Origin of the sequence: Legionella nautarum (genome assembly GCF_001467895.1) — a bacterium.
In the GTDB taxonomy this organism is placed as follows: domain Bacteria; phylum Pseudomonadota; class Gammaproteobacteria; order Legionellales; family Legionellaceae; genus Tatlockia; species Tatlockia nautarum.
On sequence record NZ_LNYO01000013.1, the window covers coordinates 310,880 to 337,174 of the forward strand.

The following is a 26,295-nucleotide window of genomic DNA, read 5'->3' on the forward strand; positions in this document are numbered from 1 at the left end:
ATTACAAGGTTAGGCTTTAGTCCAGCATTTCCTTCCACACAAGTGTGGATGAATTTGTTGGGCCAAGCCCGAGTCTAATTCGACTCAGTAATCGTTTCACGCTCCTGAAAATCTAACTCGACGGACTCAATTTTTTGAAAACGCTGTGTTATTTTTTTGGCTGAAGTACTTACCTCGTTGACATCTTGATGTGCTAAATCAATATGTTTTGACAACTTGTCCATGCGTTTTTCAAAACGTTGGAAGTCATCGGCGAGGGAGTGCAGGTGTTTTTGAATAATATGAACTTGTTTGCGAGTTGCATCATCTTTTAAGACAGCTCTTGCTGTGGTTAAGACCGCCATTAAAGTACTTGGCGACACAATCCAGACTTTAAGCCGCTGAGAAAGGGCAATCATATCAGGATAATTAGCATGAATCTCAGCGAAAATAGCCTCTGCAGGTATAAACATGACTGCGCCATCGGTTGTTTCATTGGGGACAATGTATTTTTCAGCAATATCCTTGATATGTTTTTGCAAATCTTGTCGAAACTGCTGTTGTAGGGCTTTGCGGTCGCTAGAGACAGCGTCTGTGTTCATGAGTTTTTGATAAGTTTCCAGTGGAAATTTCGCATCAATGACCACATGTCCAGTGGGCTCGGGTAAGAAAAGAATGCAGTCGGCTCGCTTTTGGTTACTAAGCGTATATTGCGTACGATAATGCGTGGAGGGAATCATATTGGCAATGAGGGTAGATAACTGTACCTCACCAAAGGCTCCGCGAGCTTTTTTATCAACCAGAACATCTTGCAGACTGACTACGTGCGTTGAAAGTTCGGTAATTTTTTTCTGTGCTTCGTCAATAATAGTGAGCCGTCTCACGACGTCGGTGAAGGTTGTGGATGTTTTTTCAAAACCTTCTGTTAATTTGTGATTGACTTGCTGAGTTAAATTATGCAAATGATTGCGAATTTCTTCGGTTAAAGATTGCAAATGAGCAGTGAGCGAACTGGCGTGTTGTTTAAAACTATGATTCATTTGCTCTCGTACGTCTGCCATTTGGCTTTGAATAATTTCAGCGATTAATCGTTGGCTGTTGATTTGTCCCTGAGTTATTTTTTCATAGATCTGATGTTGGCTTGTTTGATAGGTTTGATGGAGTTCAAGATGCAATTGGTGAAGCTGCGTAGCGAAGGATTGTTGCAGTTTTTCAAATTGGGTTTCTAGCAAACTGTGCTGCCGCTGCTGGCGGCGCATCACAAAAAAAATCAACAGAGTTTGCAAGGCAATCGACAGTGCAATGCCTTCAATAAGAGAAATAGTGGGTAAGTAGTTCATTATTAACTTAATTTATCGACTTCAATCGGAGCATCAAATTCAAAAACAGGCTTCATTTGCCCAAAATCAGTCAGGTGGATATAACTCAAATAGTAAGGAGCTTTATAATCAGTTTTTAAGTTAGAATCAAATGAAAAATTCAAACGCTGCTGGCCGGTAGGCAACCAAGCAGCCGATTGGGTCGTTTGAATAGGATGAAGTTTGCCTTGTGTATCACTCCCTAAAAGAACTGCCTGCAAGGCATAACGACTGCCGGTAGCGACCTCCACTGTGGCAATAAAATCAAAGTTGTTTGCAGGACCTTTTGTGATGTTTACAACTGCGGCAGAAGGAATCGTATAAGAAAAAGCAGAATGAGCTTGCCGCCAGATTATATCGTCGCCAATAATGGTGGTCACCGTCGCGTCAACATACCAATTACCTCCACGGCTATTTTTTTCTGAATTTAAAATAGTTCTTGCTTGAAAAATGTTTTCAGCGATTGGCGTGGCCACAAGAGGAGTAATTTCTCCATCAGGGCTAACAAGTGACAAAGTTAGATCATCGATGGAATAAATCTGCTCTTTATCTTTTAAGATCAGAGTGGCAACAAACTCATCGCCAGAATAATAACGCGCCTTATTCGTTTGAATGGTTAAGGCAGTGGCTGCATAACGATCATAGACATGAATCATAAAAAGTTCATCGTCTTTGCTCCGATCAGCCTGAGAACTTGTGATTGTGAATTGACCAAAACCAAGCTCAGGTTTTAATTCAGCAAGCGCTAAAGTATTGCCTGCAAAAGGTGTATTTTTTAAGGCTTCTCTTTGTGAATATAAAGAAGAAGCTTCGAGCAAACTTAAATTAAGACCATGCTTGTTGCTGATACTAAATTGAAGTTTAACCGAGGTTTTAGGATTGACAGGCGCAATACGCACAATAGCCTCTGCGGCTGAAGTATGGATAGTTACCCCCTGTCTTAGTTCCTTTAAACTTGCTTTAACTTGATATTTACGACTTGTTTGCTCATGCATGGTTTGAGTTTGCAATGGGCTATCGTGAGTTGGCCAGCTCAGACTTAATTCTTCATGAGATAAAAGATCACAGCTTTTACAGTTATAAGGAACAAGGTGAACTTGTTTTGCTAAAGGGTAAGCTTGAGACTCTAAACACAGCAAGGATAAAAGAATTAATGAAAGAAATTTCATTGGACAGCTCCTTGAGTCAAAAGGTCCTTACGCAGAATTTTTTCTAAACCAAAACAACTATGACGGCTTTGATTATGGCTTAATGTGATGGCATGATTTGTTTTTTGTTTATCGTAAAACCAAAGTTGACCAGCAATACGTTGCGAGTTGCAGTTTAAAAATCCATCAGAGCAATGTTGTAAATAAGATTGGGTAATTTTTAAACCAACATTAAGGAAAAAGCCATTGCAATAGCTTGATGAGCTGAACGGCGAAGCATCCACATCGGTTCCGATCATTACGCGAAAAGGAAGTGGTAAAGAAGGCCGTCCAGCAGTTCCCAATAACATTTCAGAGTTAAAAAGAGCCATATCACCTATGCGTTGTTGTTTTACTGCGTTGTTGATATAACCCAGTAACCAGCCAACGGACTCTTCAAAGCCATTGCCATTGAGGATTTCATCGGCGAGTTCAGTGCCGCCACTCGAAGGGGCTAAGGCAACCACCTGTCGAATATGTTTCACCAAACTGAGATAACGCGCATCGAAGGTTGGATTTGAAAGAATCCAGCGAACGACATTTCCTCCATTTGAATGGGTATAAACGATCAGTTTGGTGATTTGTTTATTAGTGATAAATTCAAGCAATTGATTGGCCACGCAACCTGCAGCCTTTTCATGCCACATATACTGACTAAAATCGCAATGAACAACATAATAGTTACTTGGATTGGGAAGTCCTTCGATGACTGCGTGAATAAAATCCTCTTTCCAATAAACGCCTTCTGCGCCAGCACTATAATCATGAGTGCCATGCACAAAAGCGACGCCGAGATTTTCAGGCTGTTCTTCAGCTGAATAACTTAAGAAGGTACAAAAAAATAGGAGTAGGCAGATAATAAAACGAAAGACCATAGGTTTGTTCCGAGCTGACAGGGCGATATCAATACCATAAGAGAATTTATTACACAAGACAAGAAAACAAAGTCGACGGCAAGCCGAAGTTGTGGGTAGAATGATGCCCTAAAGGATACAATGCTAGAACAGGTAAAAAAAACAGATGAAAGTGGATGATTTAGTTAAAGAAATCGACAATTTACGTGAGCGTATTAGGCTTTATGACTACCATTATTACGTGCGCGATGAGCCTTTAGTTCCTGATAGTGAGTACGATCGTTGTTTTAAAGAATTACAAACACTTGAAACAAAGCATCCACAGTACATTAGCCCTGATTCGCCGACTCAGCGAGTAGGCGGCAGCCCTGCCGGCACTTTTGAACCCGTTGAACATAAACAACCTATGTTATCGCTAGGAAATGTTTTTTCTGAAGAAGAGTTACATGCTTTCATCAAGCGGGTTGCTGATCGCTTAGAGGCTGATGAAGAATCCTTGCAATTTGTTTGTGAACCCAAACTCGATGGTTTAGCAGTCAATCTAAGTTATGAGAAGGGGCAACTAGTTTATGCCGCGACACGTGGAGATGGTGCAGTCGGTGAAAATATTACCAGCAATATTAAAACGATTGCCGCCGTTCCTTTAAAATTGCTCTGTAATAATCCGCCTGCGTTTATTGAAATACGCGGTGAAGTGTATATGCCTAAAGCGGGTTTTGAGAGCTACAATGAAAAGGCACGTATCAAAGGAGAGAAAACCTTTGCCAATCCACGTAATGCTGCGGCTGGGAGTTTACGACAATTAAACCCTGCCATTACTGCAGCCAGACCTTTGGCTATCTATTGTTACGGTATAGGCGCTAGTGATCATTTTTTATTACCTGATAATCATATGGGGCAATTAGAATTGCTGCGTGAGTTTGGATTTCGTGTTTCTCCTGAAGCTAAAGTTGTAGTTGGTCTCTCAGGTTGTCTTTCCTATTATCAAGACATGTTAAAACGTCGGTTAGCCTTGCCCTACGAAATAGATGGGGTTGTTTATAAACTAAATAACATTGCTCTGCAACAGCGTTTAGGCTATGTCGCTCGTGCACCAAGATTTGCCTGTGCGCATAAATTTCCTGCAAGTGAGGAGATGACTGAAATTCATGCGGTTGATTTTCAGGTAGGAAGGACGGGTGCTTTAACCCCGGTTGCACGATTACGGCCTGTGAGTGTTGCTGGTGTTACGGTGAGTAATGCCACGCTGCATAATATGGATGAAATAAATCGCAAGGATATTCGTATAGGTGACACGGTTGTTGTTAGGCGAGCGGGTGATGTAATTCCTGAAGTGGTTTCCGTAGTGATGGAAAAACGTCCGTCTAAAACTGAAATTATCCACCTTCCTAGCCATTGCCCGGTCTGTGGCGCAGATGTTATTCGCGAAGAAGGGGAAGCGGTTGCTCGTTGCACCGGCGGTTTATTTTGTAGTGCTCAGCTTAAACGGATGCTCTGGCATTTTGCCTCGCGTAGAGCGATGTCGATTGATGGCTTGGGTGGCATGTTGATTGAGCAATTGGTCAACCAAGGCTTAGTTCGCGATGTCGCTGAGCTTTATGCCCTTGATTTAACGACCCTGGCCAGTTTGCCACGGATGGGCAAAAAATCAGCTGAGAATCTGTTAACCGCTATCGAAAAGTCAAAAAAAACCAGCTTTGCTCGCTTCCTCTATGCTTTAGGAATTCGTGAAGTGGGGGAGGTCAGTGCAAGAGCCCTCGCTTTAGAATTTGCTGATATTGAAGCCTTAAAAAAAGTTTCTGCAGAACAGTTAATGGAAATTCGAGACATTGGTCCGGTGGTGGCCTATCATATTGTTCATTTCTTTGCTCAAAAACATAATATCGACGTCATTGATAAACTTATAGCTTATGGCGTGCATTGGCCTCAGGAAAAACGCAAACAGCTTGATGAGCAACATCCGTTTTTTGCTAAAACAATGGTATTAACTGGTACATTAAACACGATGGGGCGCGAAGAAGCTAAAGCCTGCTTGCTTGCTGTTGGTGCAAAAGTAGCCGGTAGTGTGTCAGCTAAAACGGATTATGTGGTAGCGGGGGCTGAGGCAGGTTCTAAATTGGATAAAGCGCAAGACTTGGGAGTTAAGGTATTAAACGAAGAAGAATTTCTCAAGCTTTTAAAACAACGATAACTGATTATAGGACTCGTACTTTGAAAGGGCTTTGTAGACAAGGGATTGTCTTCATTATACTGCTGTATACTTTGTTTCCAACTTATGCAAGTAATTGGATTCTGAATAATCCTTATCCCGCCTCCCAAGCCCAGCAAAAAATTTATTATTCTTCTTTTAACGAGCAACCTAAAACCCTGGATCCTGCCCGTTCTTATTCAGCGAATGAATATCAATTCACCATGCAAATTTATGAGCCTCTATTGCATTACGATTATTTGGCTCGGCCTTATAAAGTGGTGCCGCTAATCGCCACAGCGATGCCTGAAATACGTTATACCGATAAGTTGGGTCGTCCCTTAACTAACTTGGATGGGGTTGAGGTTGCCTACACAGTTTATACTATTCATATTAAACCTGGAGTCCTTTTTCAACCTCATCCTGCCTTAGCGAAAGATAAAAAGGGTAACTACCGCTATCTCCATTTAGCAGAAGGTTATTTATCTGAACAGGGTATTAATAAATTAGCTGATTTTAAGTACAGAGGAACACGAGAGTTAACCGTTGACGATTATATTTATGAGATTAAGCGTTTAGCGCATCCGGCCGTGAACTCAGCAATCTACGGTCTAATGAGTGATCATATTGTTGGTTTTCATGAATATGCCAGTGCGTTACCTGCTAACTTGGATGGGTTTGTTGATCTGAGAAAATATCCAATGGTTGGTCTGCGAAAATTGGATAATTATAGTTTTGAAATTACGATCAAAGGGCAATATCCGCAATTTCTATTTTGGCTCGCCATGCCCTTCTTTGCACCAATTCCCTGGGAAGCTGATTGCTTTTATTCGCAACCTGGAATGGAAGAGAAGAACTTAAGTTTTGAGTGGTATCCCATTGGTACGGGACCTTTTATGTTAACGGAGAACAACCCAAATCGACGGATGGTTTTAACTAAAAACCCCAACTTTCGCCAAGATTATTTTCCTCAAAATGGTTCTCTAGAAGACGAGAAAAAAGGGTATTTGCAGCATGCAGGTGAATTACTGCCTTTGATCGATCGCGCTATTTATACCTTAGAAAAAGAATCTATTCCGCGTTGGAATAAGTTTCTGCAAGGTTATTATGATGTGTCGGGTATTAGTGCAGACAGTTTTGATCAGGCCATTCAAATTAGTCGTTCAGGAGTTCCCCGATTAAGTCAAAGCATGCTTGATAAAAAAATGAAGCTCACACAAACCACGGATCCGACTATTTTCTACATTGGGTTTAACATGCTCGATCCGGTAGTGGGTGGTAAAAGCGAGCGGGCAAGAAAATTACGTTTGGCGATATCGATAGCAGTGAATTATGATGAGCATATCGCCATTTTTTTAAATGGCCGTGGTAAGGCAGCTCAGGGACCAATACCACCGGGCATTTTTGGCTTTAAGGAAGGAGCGGCGGGAATAAATCCTTATGTCTATGAATGGGATGGAAGCAAGCCAAAAAGAAAATCAATCGAAGTAGCCAAAGCGCTTATGCGAGAAGCAGGCTACCCTGGAGGACGAGATTCGAAAACAGCTAAGCCACTCATTTTAAATTATGATGTGGCAGTGACTGGCGGTCCTGATGATAAGGCACAGTTGGATTGGATGCGAAAACAATTTGCACGAATTGGTATCGACTTAAATCTGCGTGCGACTCAATACAATCGTTTTCAAGACAAAATGCGTAGTGGTAACGTGCAAATTTTTAGTTGGGGCTGGAATGCGGATTATCCTGATCCTGAAAATTTCTTATTTATGTTTTATGGTACCAATGGCAGAGCAGAATATGGTGGTGAAAATTCATCCAATTATAAAAATTCTCACTATGATAGCTTGTTTGAGCAAATGAAGAATCGTGGCAACGATGAGACTCGTCAACGGCTGATTGATGAAATGGTAGAGCTGCTGCGCCATGATGCCCCCTGGATTTGGGGAGTGAATACACAAACCCTAATTCTAAGGCAGCAATGGGTTTCGCCGACAAAACCAAACACTATCAGTTCGAATACTTTAAAATATATTGCGATTGACGTGACGAAGCGAAATGCGCTACGAGAACTCTGGAATCAACCGGTATTATGGCCAATTGGCTTATTAGTTTTATTTATCTTACTCTCTTTACTACCCCTATTTATTGCTTATCGTAAAAAAGAAAAGCTGCCTGCGCCGAGAGTTAGATTATGATTTATTATTTATTACGACGAATTTTATATGCTATTCCCATTTTATTCGCGATTAATATCATCACTTTTGCTTTGTTTTTCATGATTAATACACCTGATGATATGGCGCGTATGCAATTGGGACAAAAATATGTAAAACCTGCAGCTATTATGCAGTGGAAAGCGCAACGCGGTTATAATTTGCCTCTTTTTTTTAATAATGAAAAATCAGGACTTCAACAGTTTTCTCAAACGCTTTTTTTCCAAAAATCTCTCCGTTTATTTGTCTTTGATTTTGGGCTATCAGACGGTGGAAGAGATATTGCCTATGACATTTCACATCGCATGTGGCCAAGCCTAGCCATCGCTATTCCTATTCTTATTTTTGGCATGTTAGCAGATATTGTTTTTGCTATGTCCATGGCGTTTTTTAGAACTTCTTATCTTGATTTAAGTGGCGTGGTTTTTTGTATTGTTTTAATGTCTATTTCTAGTCTTTTTTATATTATTGGAGGGCAATATATTTTTGGTAAATTGCTACGTTTGGTTCCCATTTCTGGGTATGACGGGGGATTAGAAAGTATTAAATTTATCTTGTTACCGGTCATCGTGGCTGTGCTAGCTGGATTAGGTGCCGGATCCCGTTGGTATCGGACTTTATTTTTAGAAGAACTTAATAAAGATTATGTCAAAACAGCACGTGCCAAAGGCTTATCAGAAGTAAAAATTCTATTTCATCATGTTTTAAAAAATGCCATGTTACCTATTCTTACGGGTGTGGTAGTGCTCATCCCTTCCTTATTTATGGGGAGTTTGGTCTTGGAATCCTTTTTTGGTGTTCCAGGGCTTGGCAACTACATTATTGATGCCATCCAGCAGCAGGATTTTGCCATAGTTCGGTCAATGGTATTTTTAGGATCAGTGCTTTATATTTTGGGTTTAATTTTGACTGATATTTCTTATACCTTAGTCGATCCAAGAGTGAGGTTTAGCTAGTTATGGAATTATTATGGACGGATAAATGTTTTTTTGCAGTCTTATTAGCAAGCCTTGTACTCTGCTTGGTGAGTCTTAGAAAGAGGCATATAAGGCGCGTGTTTCTGCGTATTTGTCATCGACCTTTAGCGGCATCGGCAGGGGTGGTTTTATTATTTTTTATTACTATTGGTATTTTAGATTCTATCCATTTAAATTCAATGGCAATGAATGATAATGCTCAACTTTCTACGATCCACAACAATTCAATTTTAGATCACATACTCGCCCCATTAGGCGAGACTTATGAGAAAACTTATTCTGCGCCGCTGGCACTGAATTTATATGGCATTGAAACTGTTTTTGTAAACGGCATTGCAAAGCAGATTTACCCACGGTTAAACTATCCGCCGCCTACCCTAAGAAATGAGACGATTAAACATCAATTCATAATAAAAAATCTCTATCAAGCTTGGCTTTTAAGTCTGTTAATTGTTGTTTCAGGTTGGTTTGTACTCGTCATTGCTAAGGGGTTTTTATTCGCTAAACCGCTAAAGTTTAAACCATCAAAAAGTGGTTTAACCGCTTTAATCACTTTATTTATTTGTTTTTTTGTTATTTTTGCCAGTTATTGGATATCAAGAGAGTTACATCTTTTAGGGACAGGGAAGATAGGGCAAGATATTTTTTATTACACCATTAAGAGTATCCGCACAGGGCTTATTATTGGTATTCTCACCACCTTATTCATGATGCCACTGGCTTTATTATTGGGGATCTCAGCCGGTTATTTTGGTGGTTGGGTCGATGATATCATCCAATATATTTACACGACTTTGAGTTCAATTCCCGGTGTTTTATTAATTACCGCGTCTGTTTTATCGATGCAAACTTACATCGCGAATCATCCTCAGCAATTTTCAACGTTGGCTAAAAGTGCTGATGCTCGTTTGCTTGCCTTATGCCTGATTTTAGGGGTAACCAGTTGGACGAGTTTATGTCGTTTGTTACGCGCAGAATCTTTGAAATTAAGAGAAATAGATTACGTTCTAGCTGCACGAGCTTTGGGTAGCAGCTCCTTTACCATTTTGCGTAAACATCTGTTACCGAATGTGATGCATATTGTTTTAATTACCCTCGTTTTAGACTTTAGTTTTTTAGTCCTCGCTGAAGCGGTATTGTCTTATGTTGGTGTAGGTGTTTCACCAATGACTATCAGCTGGGGAAATATGATCAATGGAGCTCGTCTAGAATTGGCAAGGGACCCTATTGTTTGGTGGCCTATGCTTTCCGCTTTTGCGTTGATGTTTATTTTAGTGCTCGCTTCGAATCTCTTTGCGGATGCTGTTAGAGATGCTTTTGATCCTCATCAGAGCGCTGGTTAATTTAAGACAAATTTTGCCCATATAGATTAAAATATTGCAATTCATTGATAAAATACGTATTATGCCCATTTTTTTTACGGAGCTTCGATATGTTTTTCTTTACAAGAGTTCATTTCCCACGTTTTTTTTCAGAGGATTCTGAAAAACTAATCAAAGAGATGTTGTCAAGTGAGATAGCCTTGCAGGGAGAACCGTATAAGTACCAAGCATTGTTAACATTAAAAAGGCATAACGCGAACCTAATTTCTAGCGTGTATCAATTAAAGGGGGTTATATCTAAAACAACGAATTTAGATGCATTATATCTGCAACTTCAGCAGTTAATTATGGCTGAGCTTGCTGGTGCCCACTTTGATCGTACTCCCTATAAGAACCTGATTACGAATTTGCGCGCTGCTGTAGAAGAAGATTTACGAGAAGAGTCTTGTAGAAAAATAACATCAGGTATTTTCCTGGCGACTAATTCCTTATTATTAGCCATAAGCGCACTTGCCCTCATTGGTAGTGTAGGAGCACTCGCTACAGGCCCAGTGGGATGGGCTCTTCTAGGCATAGCAGTGTCTGCCGTACTCTTAGCAATAGCAGCCTACAGCGTTTATGTTGATGGACGTACTCTATTTGATAAGCAATTAAAAGAAATAGATGAGGCGATACAGTTTTTAGAAGTTTATCCTGCACTGGTGCGAGGTGAAATACTTATTGCAACAACAGAAGAAGGTCTCCCTCCAGAAGATCTCCGTCTAACAACAACAGAAACTCCAACTATCTAATAATAACTAGCAAATGTAGTCTGGCTGCTTGCAGCCATATCTTAGTACATCGTTGCCTACGCCCCGCGGCTAGTCCGGCGTTGTTGCATGATTGAACTCCCTCCTACCTCCCGCAACTTGTTCGCGGGATCCAGGGATCTCAGTATGAAAAAAGATCGCCTGGATACCGCGGACAAGCAGTGGTAGGTAGGGACGAGAGTAGAGTTTGCAACAACGCCGGACTAGCCGCGGGATGTCGGAGCAGAGCTGGACTGGGTTGTCAGAGCTGTGACTAAGAGTTGCTTGCAGCCAGGACTGCCAGGTTATATTTGACCAAAAGTAGAATTGTCAGCAGCTGCACTTGCTCTCACCAGCCGACTTCGGTACAGTTCAGGCATTAAACTCTTGGAAGACTTAAGTCATGCTAGCGCGTTTTGTTCATCTCCGTGTACATACTGAATTTTCGATGGTCGATGGTTTAGTTCGCGTTAAACCCCTAATGAAAGCCACTGTAGAAAGAGGAATGAACGCAGTTGCTGTTACGGATTTCTGTAACTTATTCGCGGCAGTTAAAGTTTTTAAAGCAGCGACAGAAGCCGGAATTAAACCGATTTTAGGTAGTGATTTACCCTGCCATGATCCTGAAAATCCAGAACAGCTCACCTCTCTCGTGCTGCTTTGTCAAAATGAACAAGGTTATCGCAATTTAACTTGCTTAGTTTCAAAAGCTTACCAAGAAGGCCAATACCAAGGTCAGCCTAGAATCCATCAGACCTGGATCAGTGACTATGCAGAAGGGCTGATTGCTTTATCAGGCGGGCGGGCAGGGGCGATAGGTAAAGCCTTATTGGCAGATGACGAAGCAAGTGCTTATACTCTCGCAAAATCGTTTGCACAGATCTTTCCGCAGCGTTTTTATCTAGAAATTCAACGAACCGGGCGAGTCGATGAAGCGCTCTACAATGAGAAAATTGTTCGGTTAGCTGGGGCCTTAAATTTACCACTTGTAGCAACAAATGATGTCCGGTTTATCAATAAAAATGATTTTGAAGCGCATGAGGCGAGAGTCTGTATTCATGATGGTTATACCTTAGCTGATCCCCGTCGGAACCAACAATACAGCGCTGCGCAATACTTGCGCTCAGCGGATGAAATGATCGCTTTATTTAAGGATCTGCCCCAAGCTATCGAAAATACGGTGGAAATCAGCAAGCGTTGCACTTTAAAGCTTGATTTGGGTAATAATTATTTACCGAATTTCCCCCTTCCTGAAGGTTCTACTGTGGAAGAGTATCTTTCCAGTTTATCGAAGCAAGGTTTGGAAGAACGCCTGTTGCAAATCTTTCGCAATCAAAGTCCTGAACTAATTGCAGAGTCCCGAGCACCTTATGATAAGCGTTTACAAATTGAGTTAGATGTTATTAATACCATGGGTTTTCCCGGATATTTTCTGATTGTGGCCGATTTTATCCAATGGGCGAAACAAAATGGTGTGCCAGTTGGTCCTGGACGGGGATCAGGAGCCGGTTCTTTGGTGGCTTATGCGCTAAAAATTACTGATCTCGATCCATTACAGTATGAGTTACTCTTCGAGCGGTTTCTTAACCCCGAACGGGTATCGATGCCGGATTTTGATATCGATTTCTGTATGGAAGGGCGCGATCGTGTTATTGAATATGTCGCTGAGAAATATGGTCGCCAGAGTGTATCGCAAATTATCACTTTTGGTACGATGGCAGCAAAGGCTGTGGTGAGGGACGTTGGTCGAGTTTTAGGCCATCCCTATGGTTTTGTTGATAAATTAGCCAAATTAATTCCTTTTGAAATTGGTATGACGCTCAATAAAGCCCTTGAAGACGAAGCGGAATTGCAACGCCGTTATCAAGAGGAAGAAGAGGTAAAAGAATTATTCGATCTAGCTTTAAAATTAGAAGGTATCACTCGTAACGCGGGTAAACATGCTGGCGGTGTGGTGATTGCCCCTTCGCGATTGACTGATTTTACTGCCATTTACTGCGAACAAGATTCAAATCAAATAGTCAGTCAGTTTGATAAAGATGATGTTGAATCAGTCGGCTTGGTGAAGTTTGACTTTTTGGGCCTGAGAACGCTGACCATCATTGATTGGGCACTGGCCATTGTTAATCGACAACGTAAAGAACAGGGCGAGGAATTGATTGATATAGCAATGATTCCTACGGATGACGAGCAAACCTTTCATTTATTGAAAGCCTGCCAAACGACCGCCGTTTTCCAGTTGGAATCACGCGGTATGAAAGAGTTAATTCATCGACTGCAGCCCGATTGTTTCGAGGATATTATCGCCTTAGTGGCTCTATTTAGACCAGGTCCCTTGCAGTCGGGCATGGTGGATGATTTTATTGATCGTAAGCATGGTCGTGCCAAGGTAGAATATCCGCACCCTGATTTAGAACCCATCTTAAAACCGACCTATGGAGTCATTCTTTACCAAGAGCAGGTGATGCAAATTGCTCAGGTGCTCGCGAATTACACACTTGGTGCTGCTGACTTGTTACGGCGTGCTATGGGTAAGAAAAAACCGGAGGAAATGGCTAAGCAAAGGGCTATTTTTACCGAAGGGGCAACGGCACGAGGGGTTGAGGAACAAACAGCAACTTATATTTTCGATTTGATGGAAAAATTTGCCGGCTATGGTTTCAACAAATCGCATTCCGCCGCTTATGCGCTAGTCGCCTATCAAACGGCTTGGCTAAAAGCCCATTTTCCTGCAGCTTTTATGGCTGCGGTTATGTCTTCTGATATGGATAACACCGACAAAGTAGTGACCTTTATCGATGAATGTGAGCAGATGAAACTGAATGTTTTACCTCCTTCTGCAAATAGTTCCAGTTACCAATTTACCGTTAAAGATAATCAAACTATTCTGTATGGTCTGGGGGCAATTAAAGGAGTAGGTGAGTCAGCGATTAATTGCATCGTTGAAGAACGCAAACTAAATGGTCCTTATGCGGGCTTATTTAGTTTTTGCCAACGACTCGATTTGCGTAAAGTGAATCGTCGAGTACTTGAGGCTTTGATTAAAAGTGGTGCCTTTGATGATTGGCAGGTTGAGCGTTCTGTTCTTTTTGCCTCTTTGGAAAAAGCCTTAAAAGTTGCTGATAAAACCCATCAAAATCAATTAAGTGGCCAAACTGATTTATTCTCTTTACTCGATGCTGCTGCTGATCAAGAAGACTATCTTGATTGTAAACCCTGGCCCGAAAAGCAACGTTTAGATGGCGAAAAGGAAACCCTAGGTCTCTATTTAACCGGCCATCCGGCTGGTTATTATTGCAAGGAATTTAAAGGATTTATTCAACCCATCGGCCGTTTGAATCCTGCTTCCATGAAAAAAGCAGTGGTTTGTGGTTTGGTCACCGCGGTTAGGAGAATCTTGACCAAGCGAGGTAAAAAATTAACGATCATTGGTCTTGAAGACTCCTCAGCGAAACTTGATATTGTTGTATTTTCAGAGATTTATGAGGCACTGCAAAATCCAGTGCAGACCGGACAAATGTTGGTTGTCGAAGGAGAAATTGCAACGGATGACTACAGTGGTGGTGTAAAAATGACGGCTAGCCAACTGTATTCGATAGGAGAGGCCCGTACCCGCTTTGCAAAATGCCTCACCTTAACTTTAACTCGCGAGCAAGATTCGATTATTCCGGCGCTGCAGTCTATTTTAAAAGCCAATAAAGGGGACTGCGTCGTTCAGTTTCATTATTCCAATGCCTCAGCACGCGCAATTTTAAACCTTGCATCGCAGTGGTGTGTTTCACCATCTGATGAATTACTCCTTCTTCTTACTGATTTGTTAGGTCAATCCAAGGTAGCTTTAAGTTATTAATAAACACTGTTGCGTTAGAAAGATTAGCAATTCAAGCCCTTGCCTCCTTCCGTTCGCCCTGAGGAGCCGCCAAAGCGGCGTCTCGAAGGGTGTGCACTGTGTTTATCCTTCGAGACGGGCTAAAGCCCTCCTCAGGATGAACGGCTCTGGAGCTTAGTAACCTTATCTATAATTGATGTTGATAAATAAAGATGAGGCTCAATACTTCCTTTGCTGACGGCCATAGGCTAACATGTCAGATACGCGGTTAAGGAACTGTTATAATGACTTTTTTTTGGCGAACAATCTTAGTTTGCGCGTTGACAATATTGATGATATCGAACCCCTATGCGGCTAGTCGCAGCACGGATTTCTATCGAAACTTTTGGATGCCGACTTATCAAGGAGTCCGATTAAATTACTGTACTGTAGACGCTAAATTTTGTGGATTACCGGTTGCGACCCGCTATTGCCAAATGATGGGCTATTTAAAAGCTGATCAGCAAGTGATTGATTATAACGTAGGTCTTACTAATTTCATTTCCTCTGCGATGAAATGCCAAGGCTGGCGTTGTAATGGTTTTAAAACCATACGCTGCGTAGCACAGCTGACACACAGGCCGCCCAAACCCTATCATTATCGTTTTAGGCAATTTGTCTATCCACGATTTAATCAATTTCGTGTAGCCTGGTGCTATGATGGACAGCGGGGTTGTGGTCGAAGAGCGGCGTTTTCTTTTTGTCGTCGTATGGGGTATTTGCAAACTAAACGTTACGCTATTGAGAAAAATATTACAGCGACTAAGGCAGTGGGTAACCAGAAATTATGCTTCGGTCATCAGTGTAATGCCTTTAAATATATTACTTGTTATCGATAAATCAGTGGGTGTAATTATTTGAATAAATAATTATGACGCTTAGAAAAAAAATCGTCATGGATTTGACAGGGCATTCATTAGTAACCAATACTCAACATTAGATGACATGGATTAGGGATCGATTTATGAGCAGCAATGAAACAATTATTATCATTGATGACAATGAAGAACGTTGCCACAAGCTCAGCACAATTTTGAATTTCATTGGCGAGACCTGTTATCTCGCAAATTATAGTAACTGGCATTCTCTTCCTTATGATAAAGCCCATTTAGTAGTGGCTGGTGCGCCGGAGTCCTACAATGATTCACTCGGGTTTTTAGAGGAGTTGGTTAAGATTGCACCTAATCTATCGGTCATTCTGGTCGATTCCCCTTTACCTGAAAGCAGCTATCTAGCAAAAAATGTTCTTGCAAACCTTCACTTCCCTTTTAGCTACGCACAAATGCTTGAAGCCTTGCATAAAGGGCAAATTGCCCAAGAAGTGACTGAGGATAATAAAAAGAAAACCCCTTTGTTTCGTAGCTTAGTGGGTAATAGCGAGTCCATACGTCAGGTCCGTAAATTAATTGCCCAGGTGGCCGATACTGAAGCCAGTGTACTAATACTCGGAGAATCGGGTACCGGTAAGGAAGTGGTTGCACGCAATATCCATGCTCTTTCATCTCGAACCAATAAACCTTTTATTCCAATTAACTGTGGTGCTATTCCTGGGGAATTGCTAGAAAGCGAATTATTTGGTCATGAGAAGGGCGCTTTTACCGGTGCGATTACCTCGAGACAAGGTCGATTTGAGTTAGCAAATGGAGGCACTTTATTTCTGGATGAAATTGGCGATATGCCTTTAGCAATGCAGGTCAAATTGTTACGTGTATTGCAAGAACGTTGTTTTGAGCGGGTTGGTTCTAATAAAAGTATCGATGTGAATGTCCGTATCATCGCTGCAACGCATCGTAATCTTGAAGCAGCCATCAAAGAGGGGAAATTTCGTGAGGATCTTTTCTACCGCTTGAATGTCTTCCCCATTGATATGCCTCCTTTACGTGAAAGACGTGAGGATCTTCCCTTACTTGTTAACGAATTAGTTTCAAGGATTGAAGGGGAAAATAGAACAAGTGTTCGGCTCATGCCGGCAGCACTGGAGGTTTTAAGTCGATATAATTGGCCAGGCAACGTAAGAGAGCTCGCTAATCTTGTCGAACGTTTATCTATTCTATTTCCAAATGGTATTGTTGATGCGGATGAATTACCAAGACGATTTAAAGTAGATAGCGAAGTATCAGCTCATGGTGTAGTAGGCAATGAAAGAGAAACTTTGTTGGCAATGGTAAGCCAAGAGCAAGCTACGTCTTCGGGAGATGGTATTGATCTCAAAGAACATCTAGTGAAAACGGAGTTGGCTTTAATTAGCCAAGCTTTAGATGAATCTGATTGGGTCGTTGCTCACGCAGCCAGCTATTTAAACATGCGCCGTACCACTTTAGTTGAAAAAATGCGTAAATATGGTTTAACTCGTCCTGAACGTGCATAAAGAAAGAGCTTGCTTGTAGTCGATCCCGAGCCCCTAAGGGGCTGGGGATGTACGGCTCTGAGTTGACAGGGATTGCAGTGGAATGAGGCTGGAATTATCTGACACCTATGATGAGCTAGAATTATTCCTTCTCAGATTCGTCGGTTTTTGGAGCTTCTTCTATTTTTTTCTTCGTTTTGACCTTAGTCGTTTCCACTTTTTCTTTTTGAGGCGCTGTTGATTTTTTTGTAACTTTAACTTCGGTTTCTTTTGTTTTTACTGGAGCTTCAGTTGTCGCAGCTTCCTCACGTTTCTTCTTATAGTCTTCGATTATTTCGCAAACGCTAGTTTTAACGTCTTTAAATAATTTAGTTGCCATTGAGGTCACTTCTTTAAAGTCAGGCAGCTTAGATTTGAAATCGCTCATAACTCACTCCGTAGTTTAGCTGATTGATGTTGTTACCCTAAGTATATACCCATATCTCAAGCCCACGGATGGATTAATTTTGTGACAGGTTTAAATAATTTTTCCATCAGGGATTTTTTCGCTTGAACTGAAATTTTAAACATATTGAATTCTGTCATTTTTTCAGCGAGATAATCATCACTTGTTTTTAAACTATCCACAAGATTTAGGTCAAAAGCATCTTTGGCTAACCAATGCTCCCCAGTAGACACTTTGTGAATATCCAATTGATTGCGATTTGAAAGAACAGATGAACGAAAGGCATCATGTATTTTTTCTAAATCTTCTTGGAATTTTTCACGTCCTTTCTCGGTGTTTTCACCAAACATGGTTAGTGTGCGTTTGTATTCGCCGGCAGTTAATAATTCAATATCGATATTATGCTTTTTAAGCCAACGATGAAAATTGGGGACCTGGGCAACTACGCCAATTGAACCAATAATTGCAAAGGGTGCAGCAACAATATGATTTGCTACACAGGCCATTAAATAGCCACCGCTGGCAGCGATCCTATCAATACAAACAGTGAGGGGAATTTTTTTATCGCGCAAGCGTTGTAATTGTGAGGCTGCTAAACCGTAGCCATTCACTGCGCCTCCAGGACTTTCTAGGCGAACAAGGACCTCATCTTTTTCACGGGCTATTGAGAGAATAGCATTGATTGCCTGGCGTAATTGCTCAACCTGTGAAGCTTTTATATCCCCATAAAAATCAAGCACATATAAAGAAGGTATTTCTTTTTGTTCTTTTTTGTATTGCTTCGTTTTCTTTTTCTTCTTTAATTTTTCATCTTTTATTTCTTGCGCCATGCGTTGCTGTGTTTCTTCGTATTGTTTATTAAGCGAAGTGATGTCTAATGCTGGTTTAGGTTTACGGTTCAGAGCAAAGATACCTGCAATGACTAATAAAAATGAAACAACAATAGTTAACGCTTTTAAAAGAAATAAACCGTATTGAGCAAGAAAATCCATTGTTTACCTTAGCAATAATAAAATAACAATTATCTCCATGAGAGCGTAGTGAAGCAAGAGAATTAACGTATTTGCCTTATCCTTTTATCTCAGGTGAAGAGGGAGGGCTAGACATAGGTGGTACGTCTTTTCCAGTTGCACGTCCATGCTCTTCTACTTTAGGAAATATACCTAGTGTAGTCAATGACTTAGCAACCTCTTTTGGCGTGCGGATTAATTGTTTCTTTGATGCAAGGCCTTTCATATTAGGTGGGGGGACAGAGATATCAATTTCAGTCTCATCGTCTTCGTCCCAGTCACTATGCTTATTAGCAGGTGCTTGTTTATAGACTTTAAAAACGGGTGCGTCTCTGACAGAGTTTTTTGTTTTAAGTGTTAGATTCTGCAAGTTCATCGTGTCAGCTTTCTTGATTGCATTGAGCACAAATGGACTATCATTTGATTCTAAAATTAAATGCACTTCATGCTCTGGAAAAAAGTGATTGATAGTTTTATCGAATAGAAAAGGAGCCAGGTCTGTTTTATGTACACAACAGAGATTTAAATCCGCAGAAAAAATGATTTTTCCCTTTCCGCTGGTTTGTGCATCTCGCCTTTCAATTTCAGTTTTGATAACACTTAAGTATTCAAGCAATTTTATTTTTACCGTGCTGTTATCGTAAGTTTCGGGAAGTTCTATTTTCTTGTAGGTTAATAACTTTTTATCCCTTCCTACTAGTTGAAAGGCGTTACTTAAGGCTTGCGTTGTTTCATGGTAACAAGAAATGATAAATTCACCGGTCTTGGCATTCCTGCCATAATAAATATGCATTGCGTTTGCCATATTAAGTCCTTGAGTTATAGTATTTATTAGTCATCTAGTTTGCAGTTAGTCTAACATGAAATAGCACATTGTCGTGCTTCGTTTGCTTCATCTTCGCAGGGCTCGCATCCTTCATTTTCATCGTAAGGGGCACCTTGCTGTGATTTGGCATTTTCATATTGCTTTATAAATAAACGTTTTGCCTCTTCGGGCGAGTCCATAGCGAATGAATTACTCTGTCTAAGGCCACGACCTAAACTCGCATTGCTAATACTGGATTTGCTTTCCGTCAAAATTTTTTGCGCCCATTCTAGCGATACTAGAACTGCATAATAAGTCGTTTCAGCTTTTTCAATTTTCGAATTAGTGAGCAACCAAAAACAATAATTGCTTAAAGATTCTGCATAGATCATATATCCATAACTACCACCTGTTGGAATTGATTTTTTACTATTATCAATAAGCTTTTTATAAAGCTTCTCAGCTTCTCGGTTTGTGGCTTTTTGCAAATCGGCATAGATATAGTCATTGAATCGTTGTATCGCGTGGATTGAGCCAAACTGAATAGCAGTTTGCAGAAATTTTTCTTCAGAGACACTAAAGTCGCGGTTACTCGCTTTTTGCATTTTTTTCCTTGCCATTTGAGATTGATGGAAAAAATGGACTCCACAAACAAGTTCAAAATGATTTAAATTAGGATGCTCATAAAATCCTTTGGGTGGTAAGTTCATGTGGAGAGTTAGACCATATCCGGCATCACACCATAAATTTCGCCAATGACTAGTTAAGTTTTCATGATGACAATAGGAGGCAAAATTTGCATTATGAGTAGCAAGCGTTGTAACTATGTCGATAGAAATCTCTCTAATTATTTTAAGCCGGCTTTCAATGTCTTCTTCTGGAATTTCTTCAAACTTTTTAAGAATGAGTAGATAAACGCCCGGCAAAGATTTTTCTTTCTCCGCTAGCCCATTAAAGAAATGATAAGTATTTGTCATAGGCTAAACTCTAAGATAATTGGACAGGGTTTAAAAGGGTAAAAGCCTAGCAGGAACGTCATCCGAGCAGCGAAGGATCGCCGAAGGTTAACATAATGCCAAGTCCCAGAGATTGCTCGCAATACTCGGATGACGCGGGTGGAGCTGAGCTATTACATAAGGGCTCATAATAGCATTAGATTGCGAAATTCTCATCCTTAAATTGATCAATGTGCACCGGTAGCAGCTTCAGCGGAGTCGACTTTTTCGGGTTTCGTGATCCACACTATAGGAATAAGTAACATAAAGATAATTGAGGACACCCAAAAAACATCATTGAGACCTAGCATGCTGGCTTGTACATTTAATAGTTGATTAAAAAGTGCGTAGCTTTGGTCTAGTTGAATATTTAGTAAAGAACGGCTTGTTTCGATAAAGTGAGTAAAATTAGCGGTGTAAGGGGTTGATTGCTCGGTTAACTGAGAGTGGTGAAGAATAGAACGATTATTCCATACGGTACTGAAAATGGAAGTTCCTATTGCTCCACCGAAAATTCGCGCAAAATTAGATAAACCAGCTGCTGCTGGAATTTTTTCAGCTGGGAGTCCTGAAAGGATAATCATCGACAGTGGAATAAAAAACAGTGCAACAGGAATCCCTTGGATGAGTGTTGGTAGAACTAATGTCCAGGTATCAACGTAAGAGGTGTAAAGCGAGCGCATAAAAAAGACGAGTCCAAAAAGAAGAAAGGCTATGGTTGTCAGAATACGTGCATCGACTATGGGTAAAATTCTACCGACAATAGGCGAAGTTATGACTGCAAAAATGCCTAGAGGGGCCAAGACCAACCCGGAGTTCAGTACAGGATAGGCCAAATCTTGCTGTAGCCATTGTGGAAGCAAAACTAAGTTGCCAAAAAATACAGCGTATCCAACAGAAATAGCAATTGTACCACCGGTGAAATTTCTTCCTGCAAAAAGCCGTAAATCAATGATTGGATTTTTTTCTGTGAGCTCCCAAACGACAAAATAACAAAAACTAACCGCTGAAGTGATGGCTAAAGCAATAATAGTGCTGGAGTTAAACCAATCTAAATCTTTGCCTTTATCTAACATGATTTGTAAGGCGCCGACCCAGATAATTAGCAAAGCTAAGCCCATTACATCAATAGGTAAGATTTTTCTTGTTGTTTCACGGTCGCGATAAATGACCCAAGTGATTGCCGCGGCAATGATTCCCACGGGGACATTAATATAAAATATCCAAGACCAGCTATAGCTGCCTGTAATCCACCCGCCTAAAGCTGGACCAGCAATAGGGCCAACCGTTGCCGTCATTCCCCAAAGCGCCAAGGCAACAGAGCTTTTTTCTTTTGGATAAGAACTAAGTAATATCGCCTGTGATAGAGGGATTAAGGGACCGGCAACAACCCCTTGAAAGACTCGTGCTGATAATAATAAAGGCAAACTATTGGCCAGACCGCATAGCCAAGAGGCAATTACGAACAAGATGATTGATGTAACAAACAAACGGATTTGCCCGAGGCGCTGCGTAAGCCAACCGGTCAGTGGAATGGAAATTGCGTTTGCAGCCGAAAATAAAGTGATTACCCAAGTGCCTTCATCGACAGAAACACCCAGGTTTCCGGAGATCGTTGGAATAGCAACATTGGCGATCGAAGAGTCTAAGACAATCATAAAAGTGGCAAGTGCGACTGCGATGGTCGCAATAACAAGCTGCCCCCCTTTTAATGGAGGAGGATTGGAGTTAGTATCGCTCATCGTGAGGTGCCCTTTTTAGGAGCCGGCTTGGTTTTTTTAGAGGAAGCTTCTGGATCAAGATTAGCTGTTTTGCTGATATTTTCTCTGATAACTTTGTTGATCTCAGCATCCGCTTCTTTGCCTAAATTTTCAAAAATGAACGTTTGGTAAACAGGTATGGGGGCTGTTTGATCAATATATTTTCCCGTTTGATCATGCAGGTCAACAGTCACTTCCATGGATAAACCAATGCGTAGCGGATGTGCTTTAAGCTCTTTAGGATCAAGTCCAATACGAACGGGAAGACGCTGTACCACTTTAATCCAGTTTCCGGTTGCGTTTTGCGCGGGTAAAAGTGCGAATGCGCTTCCTGTGCCTGCGGAAAACCCGACAACTTTGCCATGATATACCACGGAGGAACCGTAAAGATCAGCAGTGAGATGAACGGATTGTCCAATACGCATATCGCGCACTTGTTTTTCTTTGAAGTTAGCGTCAACCCAGACTTGTTCTAAGGGAACTAGTGCCATCAATTGCGTTCCGGCGGTAATGCGTTGGCCTACTTGTGCTGTCCGTTTAGATATTTCCCCCGCAACCGGTGCTCGAATTGAAGTGCGCATATAATCGATATAAGCTTGCCGCAATCGAGCTGCTGCGGCCAAAACACTCGGATGTCGCTGTAAATCAGTATTTTCAGTTAAAGCGCGGTTAGATAATAAGGCAGACTTAGCTTGAGTGAAGGATGCATCAGCACTTTTTAGCGTTTCCTCTGCATGCACGAGTTCTTCTTTGGACACAGCGCCTACACCAATGGCTTGATTACGACGAAGTAAATCTTCTTGTGCTCTTGATTGGGAGACTTCTTGATTTTTGAGGTTCGCTTGTAATCCTTTGTTATTAATAAATAATTGTTGAGTATTACGTAGGGTTTCTGCCAGATTAGCTTTAGACAATTGAAAAGCAACAAAAGCATCGATGGGATCAATCTCTACAAGCAGTTGACCGGTAGAGACATACTGTGTGTCATCGACTTTAACAGTAATAATTGTGCCGCCTACTTGGGCAGTAATTGGAATGATATTGCCATTCACATAGGCATTATCCGTTGACTCATAAAAACGAGCAATAAACCACCAATATAAGCCGCAAAGTAGGGCGATAATTAAAAAAGTGACGGTCAAGAGGATTAGAAAAAATTTGCGCTTTTTTTGGGGTTTCTCTTCTTCTTCTGATGTAAGGGGAAGTTCATCCACTGTACTCATTTATTTCTCACTTTAGATTTTATTGGGGACTCGACAACATTCAAGCATAGAGGCATCAAAACCACCACCAAGTGCTTGAATTAAAGCTACTTGCAGATTACGTCGATTTAAAATAAGTTGCAAACGTGTTTGTTGTTCAGTGAGGTAACGTGTTTCGGCATCCAGTACTACTAATTGAGAAGCGAGACCTATTTTATATTGATACCTTGCCAAATTATAAGCTTGCTCTGCGGTGGCAAGTGCGTCTTTTTGTACCTTTAATTGTTGATTAACCACCTTAATATTCGTGACCTGGGAAGTAACATCTGATAAAGCCTCATTAAGCGTATTGTTATAGTGACCTACGGCCTCTTCATATTTGCCATACTGTTCTCGCAATTGACCGCGAAGCGCGCCGCCATCAAAAAGGGGTAAGCTAAGTGCTGGCCCAAAGTACTCCGCATTTCCTCTTGATTCGATATGAGCGAATTTTAAAGAGATAAATCCGACGCCAGCCATTAGATTCACATTCGGATAAAATAAGGCTTTGGTGTAATTTATTCCTTGGCAGGCTGATTCGACTTGCCAGCGCGCACTGACAATGTCTGGCCTTCGTCCTAAAAGAGCTAAAGGTAAATTGGCAGGGAGAGCAGGGGTTTTTACAATGGGTAATCGTGGGCGGGTGATTAATAAACCTCGGTCTGGTCCAGCGCCCACAAGCGTTCCTAACTGTTGTTTGGTTGTGAGAATTTGTCCTTCCACCCTAACTAAATCTGTCTTCGCTGTCGCTGAGGTATTACGCGATTGGAAAAGTTGCACTCGTGTGTCTAGTCCAGTTCGTAACCTAACTACGGTTATTTTTTCTAAGGCTTCGCGCTGGGCGACGGTTCGTCTTAGTACATCTCGCAAGTCATAATAATGAGCTAATTCGTTGTAAGTTGAGGCTACGGAAGTTGCGATTGTTAGTCGTGCCTGCTGTCCTTCTGCCTCAGTGGCTTTGACATCAGCTAAGGCTTGTCTTAACTGGGAACGGTTTTTCCCCCAAAGGTCCAAAGTATAATTGGCCCGAGCAATGAATCCGCTTTGGGTAAAAGTCCCATTATTCACTGGAGGAGGGATGAGTTCATGGGAAGAAACACGGGTTCGGGTGACTGCCCCAGAAAACTTGCCTTGTGGGTATAGTGTTGAAGCATTTTGCTCTGCCACTGCTCTGGCCTGTTGAATGCGTGCGAGGGCAGTTTCTAAGCTTGGGTTATTAGCCAAAGCTTCGTTAATTAAAGCAACTAACTGCGGGTCACCAAATTGCTTAGCCCAATTTTCTGTGGGCCAACAGCCATTTTGCTGCGGCAAACTCTTCGATGTTTGAAATTGAGAAGGGGGCGCTATTTTTTTATTGCTGTTAATACCAATGTAATTAACACAGCCCGCGAGAGCCATGAGCAGTAAAGAAGCAAAAAATGTTTTATATGTGCAGTTCAAGCAGTTGACCCCAATAGATACCCATTCATTCAGCTAGAATGGGATAGTTCCAAAATTGTAGACTTTGCTTTTTTAACATCTTGGAATAATAAAACTTTTTTCACCTATAATCGACAATAATTGAAGTCAGCGAAATTAGCTACACTTTAGAGCGGGAATCTAAAAAACATTTGCCAGCAAACTCATTTATCGATAGTCTGCGATTTTAACTTTAAAAATATCCTCTATGCTGGATGTGCGGGCTGTATCCTTTGATTACCAAGACAAACCTTTACTTGAACAGGTGAATTTTTCTCTAGCATCAGGGAAACTTTTACACTTACGAGGGGCTAATGGATCGGGAAAGACCACTTTATTCAAATTATTAGCTGGTTTGCTGCACCCCAATGAAGGTGAAATTTTTTATGAAGCTGAGCCCATTCACCGCGATTTGGTCACTTATCAACGTAAACTTTGCTATGTAGGTCATAAAACAGGTTTGAATCCTTTACTGACGGTAAAAGAAAATTGCTATTTTGATCTGCACTGGGAACGACGTATTTTGACCTTGGAGCATTTACTTGAAGGTTTTGGTTTACAAGCGCTTGCCGATGAGCCCTGTTATCTTCTTTCAGCAGGACAGCGCCGACGTGTGGGCCTATTGAGAGTGATGATGACGGATGCCAGTCTGTGGCTTTTAGATGAGCCGCTGGTCGCTTTAGATGCAATGGCAATTCAAACCTTGATGTCATGTATAGAAAACCATCTAGAACTCGGTGGGCAAGTTATCTTAACCTCCCATCAAAGTTTGCCTTTTCGTCAACCTTATCAGGAGTATGCATTATGATGAGTTTGACCAGTCTTTTTGGCAGGCAATTTAAACGAGAGTTATTATTACATCTTCGCCAACCAAGATTATTGCTTCACTCGGCCCTGTTTTTTTTAATGGTGGCTATTTTTTTTCCGCTAACTATGCCGCCGGAGACTAGGATTTTACATTCAGTAGGACCAGGTTTGGTGTGGATTGCGATGTTACTAGCCATGTTGCTCACTTCGGTAGGCCTTTTTCAACAAGACTATGAAGATGGCGTAATAGAGCAATGGCTTATTTCAAGTTACCCGCTTTCTGTGATTGTTACTGCCAAACTAATGGTCCATTGGTTAATTAATTTACTACCCATGTTAATTTTTTGTCCTTTGTTAGCTCTTTTATTTCAATTTACATGGTCGGAAATGGGTGTTTTAATGCTCAGTTTGTTGGTGGGTACTCCTGCGATTCTTTTTTTATGTGGACTAGCAGCCGCTTTTAGTGCGGGTATGCAACAAAAGGGTGTATTAATGGCACTGGTACTCTTGCCCTTAACAATACCGATCATGGTTTTTGGCAGTGGTAGTTTAACAGCGGCAATGCAGGGGTTAGCTGTTTTAGGTTATCTCGCTATTTTACTTGCTTTATCCTTGCTTGCAGTGGCGTTTTTGCCCTTTGCAATTGCTGCGGTGATTCGAATTAGTTTAGTGGATTAGTGATAGAGGTTAGAG

At 41.3% G+C, this 26,295-nt stretch carries 20 protein-coding genes; 10 read left to right on the top strand and 10 right to left on the bottom strand.

What is annotated here, in order from left to right:
* Positions 1–74: 74 nt before the first annotated feature.
* From Lnau_RS04750 to Lnau_RS04760, 3 genes are read right to left on the bottom strand one after another with little or no spacing between them, the layout of a single operon-like run.
* A complete protein-coding gene (locus Lnau_RS04750; RefSeq protein WP_058503996.1) occupies positions 75–1,319 on the bottom strand; it encodes a DNA recombination protein RmuC in 1,245 nt (414 codons plus the stop codon).
* Between the two features lie 2 nt (positions 1,320–1,321).
* Positions 1,322–2,506: a DUF4785 domain-containing protein gene (locus Lnau_RS04755; RefSeq protein ID WP_058503997.1), complete on the bottom strand. Its 1,185-nt coding sequence runs from the start codon at positions 2,504–2,506 to the stop codon at positions 1,322–1,324.
* Positions 2,503–3,399 (bottom strand): hypothetical protein, encoded by an 897-nt coding sequence (locus Lnau_RS04760; protein WP_058503998.1) that lies wholly within the window; start codon positions 3,397–3,399, stop codon positions 2,503–2,505. The genes Lnau_RS04755 and Lnau_RS04760 overlap by 4 nt, the downstream gene beginning before the upstream one ends.
* Positions 3,400–3,544: 145 nt before the next feature.
* Between Lnau_RS04760 and ligA the strand changes: the two genes are divergently transcribed.
* From ligA to Lnau_RS04800, 8 genes are all read left to right on the top strand, one after another.
* Positions 3,545–5,569, top strand: a complete 2,025-nt coding sequence (gene ligA, locus Lnau_RS04765) for an NAD-dependent DNA ligase LigA (protein ID WP_058503999.1) — start codon at positions 3,545–3,547, stop codon at positions 5,567–5,569.
* Between the two features lie 44 nt (positions 5,570–5,613).
* On the top strand, positions 5,614–7,761 hold the full coding sequence (locus tag Lnau_RS04770) for an ABC transporter substrate-binding protein (protein ID WP_083503800.1): 2,148 nt from the start codon (positions 5,614–5,616) through the stop codon (positions 7,759–7,761).
* Positions 7,758–8,735, top strand: a complete 978-nt coding sequence (locus tag Lnau_RS04775) for an ABC transporter permease (RefSeq protein ID WP_058504001.1) — start codon at positions 7,758–7,760, stop codon at positions 8,733–8,735. The genes Lnau_RS04770 and Lnau_RS04775 overlap by 4 nt, the downstream gene beginning before the upstream one ends.
* A 2-nt stretch (positions 8,736–8,737) precedes the next feature.
* Complete coding sequence (locus tag Lnau_RS04780; RefSeq protein ID WP_058504002.1) at positions 8,738–10,099, top strand: ABC transporter permease; 1,362 nt, start codon at positions 8,738–8,740, stop codon at positions 10,097–10,099.
* 89 nt (positions 10,100–10,188) lie between these two features.
* Positions 10,189–10,869, top strand: coding sequence for a hypothetical protein (locus Lnau_RS04785; protein WP_058504003.1), 681 nt, complete (start codon positions 10,189–10,191; stop codon positions 10,867–10,869).
* Between the two features lie 400 nt (positions 10,870–11,269).
* Positions 11,270–14,716 carry a DNA polymerase III subunit alpha gene (dnaE, locus tag Lnau_RS04790; protein WP_058504004.1) on the top strand — a complete coding sequence of 1,149 codons (3,447 nt, stop codon included), beginning with the start codon at positions 11,270–11,272 and terminating at the stop codon, positions 14,714–14,716.
* 263 nt (positions 14,717–14,979) lie between these two features.
* On the top strand, positions 14,980–15,573 hold the full coding sequence (locus Lnau_RS04795; RefSeq protein WP_058504005.1) for a hypothetical protein: 594 nt from the start codon (positions 14,980–14,982) through the stop codon (positions 15,571–15,573).
* 125 nt (positions 15,574–15,698) lie between these two features.
* Positions 15,699–17,102, top strand: a complete 1,404-nt coding sequence (locus Lnau_RS04800; RefSeq protein WP_058504006.1) for a sigma-54 dependent transcriptional regulator — start codon at positions 15,699–15,701, stop codon at positions 17,100–17,102.
* 121 nt (positions 17,103–17,223) lie between these two features.
* On the opposite strand, the gene Lnau_RS04805 is transcribed toward Lnau_RS04800, so the two are convergent.
* From Lnau_RS04805 to Lnau_RS04835, 7 genes are all read right to left on the bottom strand, one after another.
* Entirely contained in the window at positions 17,224–17,508 is a 285-nt protein-coding gene (locus Lnau_RS04805) for a hypothetical protein (protein WP_058504007.1), read from the bottom strand.
* A gap of 56 nt (positions 17,509–17,564) precedes the next feature.
* A complete protein-coding gene (gene sohB, locus Lnau_RS04810; protein WP_058504008.1) occupies positions 17,565–18,518 on the bottom strand; it encodes a protease SohB in 954 nt (317 codons plus the stop codon).
* 76 nt (positions 18,519–18,594) lie between these two features.
* On the bottom strand, positions 18,595–19,341 hold the full coding sequence (locus Lnau_RS04815; protein WP_058504009.1) for a hypothetical protein: 747 nt from the start codon (positions 19,339–19,341) through the stop codon (positions 18,595–18,597).
* A gap of 50 nt (positions 19,342–19,391) precedes the next feature.
* Positions 19,392–20,318, bottom strand: a complete 927-nt coding sequence (locus Lnau_RS04820) for a DUF5630 domain-containing protein (RefSeq protein ID WP_058504010.1) — start codon at positions 20,316–20,318, stop codon at positions 19,392–19,394.
* A 206-nt stretch (positions 20,319–20,524) separates the two neighbouring features.
* Positions 20,525–22,078, bottom strand: a complete 1,554-nt coding sequence (locus tag Lnau_RS04825) for a DHA2 family efflux MFS transporter permease subunit (RefSeq protein WP_058504011.1) — start codon at positions 22,076–22,078, stop codon at positions 20,525–20,527.
* A complete protein-coding gene (locus Lnau_RS04830) occupies positions 22,075–23,319 on the bottom strand; it encodes an HlyD/EmrA/EmrK family protein (protein WP_058504012.1) in 1,245 nt (414 codons plus the stop codon). Before Lnau_RS04830 ends, Lnau_RS04825 begins: the two co-directional genes overlap by 4 nt.
* Positions 23,320–23,331: 12 nt before the next feature.
* Positions 23,332–24,777 (bottom strand): efflux transporter outer membrane subunit, encoded by a 1,446-nt coding sequence (locus tag Lnau_RS04835; RefSeq protein WP_058504013.1) that lies wholly within the window; start codon positions 24,775–24,777, stop codon positions 23,332–23,334.
* Positions 24,778–25,003: 226 nt separating this feature from the next.
* Here Lnau_RS04835 and ccmA point away from each other — a divergent pair, with 226 nt between their 5' ends.
* A complete protein-coding gene (gene ccmA, locus Lnau_RS04840; RefSeq protein WP_058504014.1) occupies positions 25,004–25,603 on the top strand; it encodes a heme ABC exporter ATP-binding protein CcmA in 600 nt (199 codons plus the stop codon).
* Complete coding sequence (gene ccmB, locus Lnau_RS04845; protein ID WP_058504015.1) at positions 25,600–26,280, top strand: heme exporter protein CcmB; 681 nt, start codon at positions 25,600–25,602, stop codon at positions 26,278–26,280. Before ccmA ends, ccmB begins: the two co-directional genes overlap by 4 nt.
* Positions 26,281–26,295 lie beyond the last annotated feature (15 nt).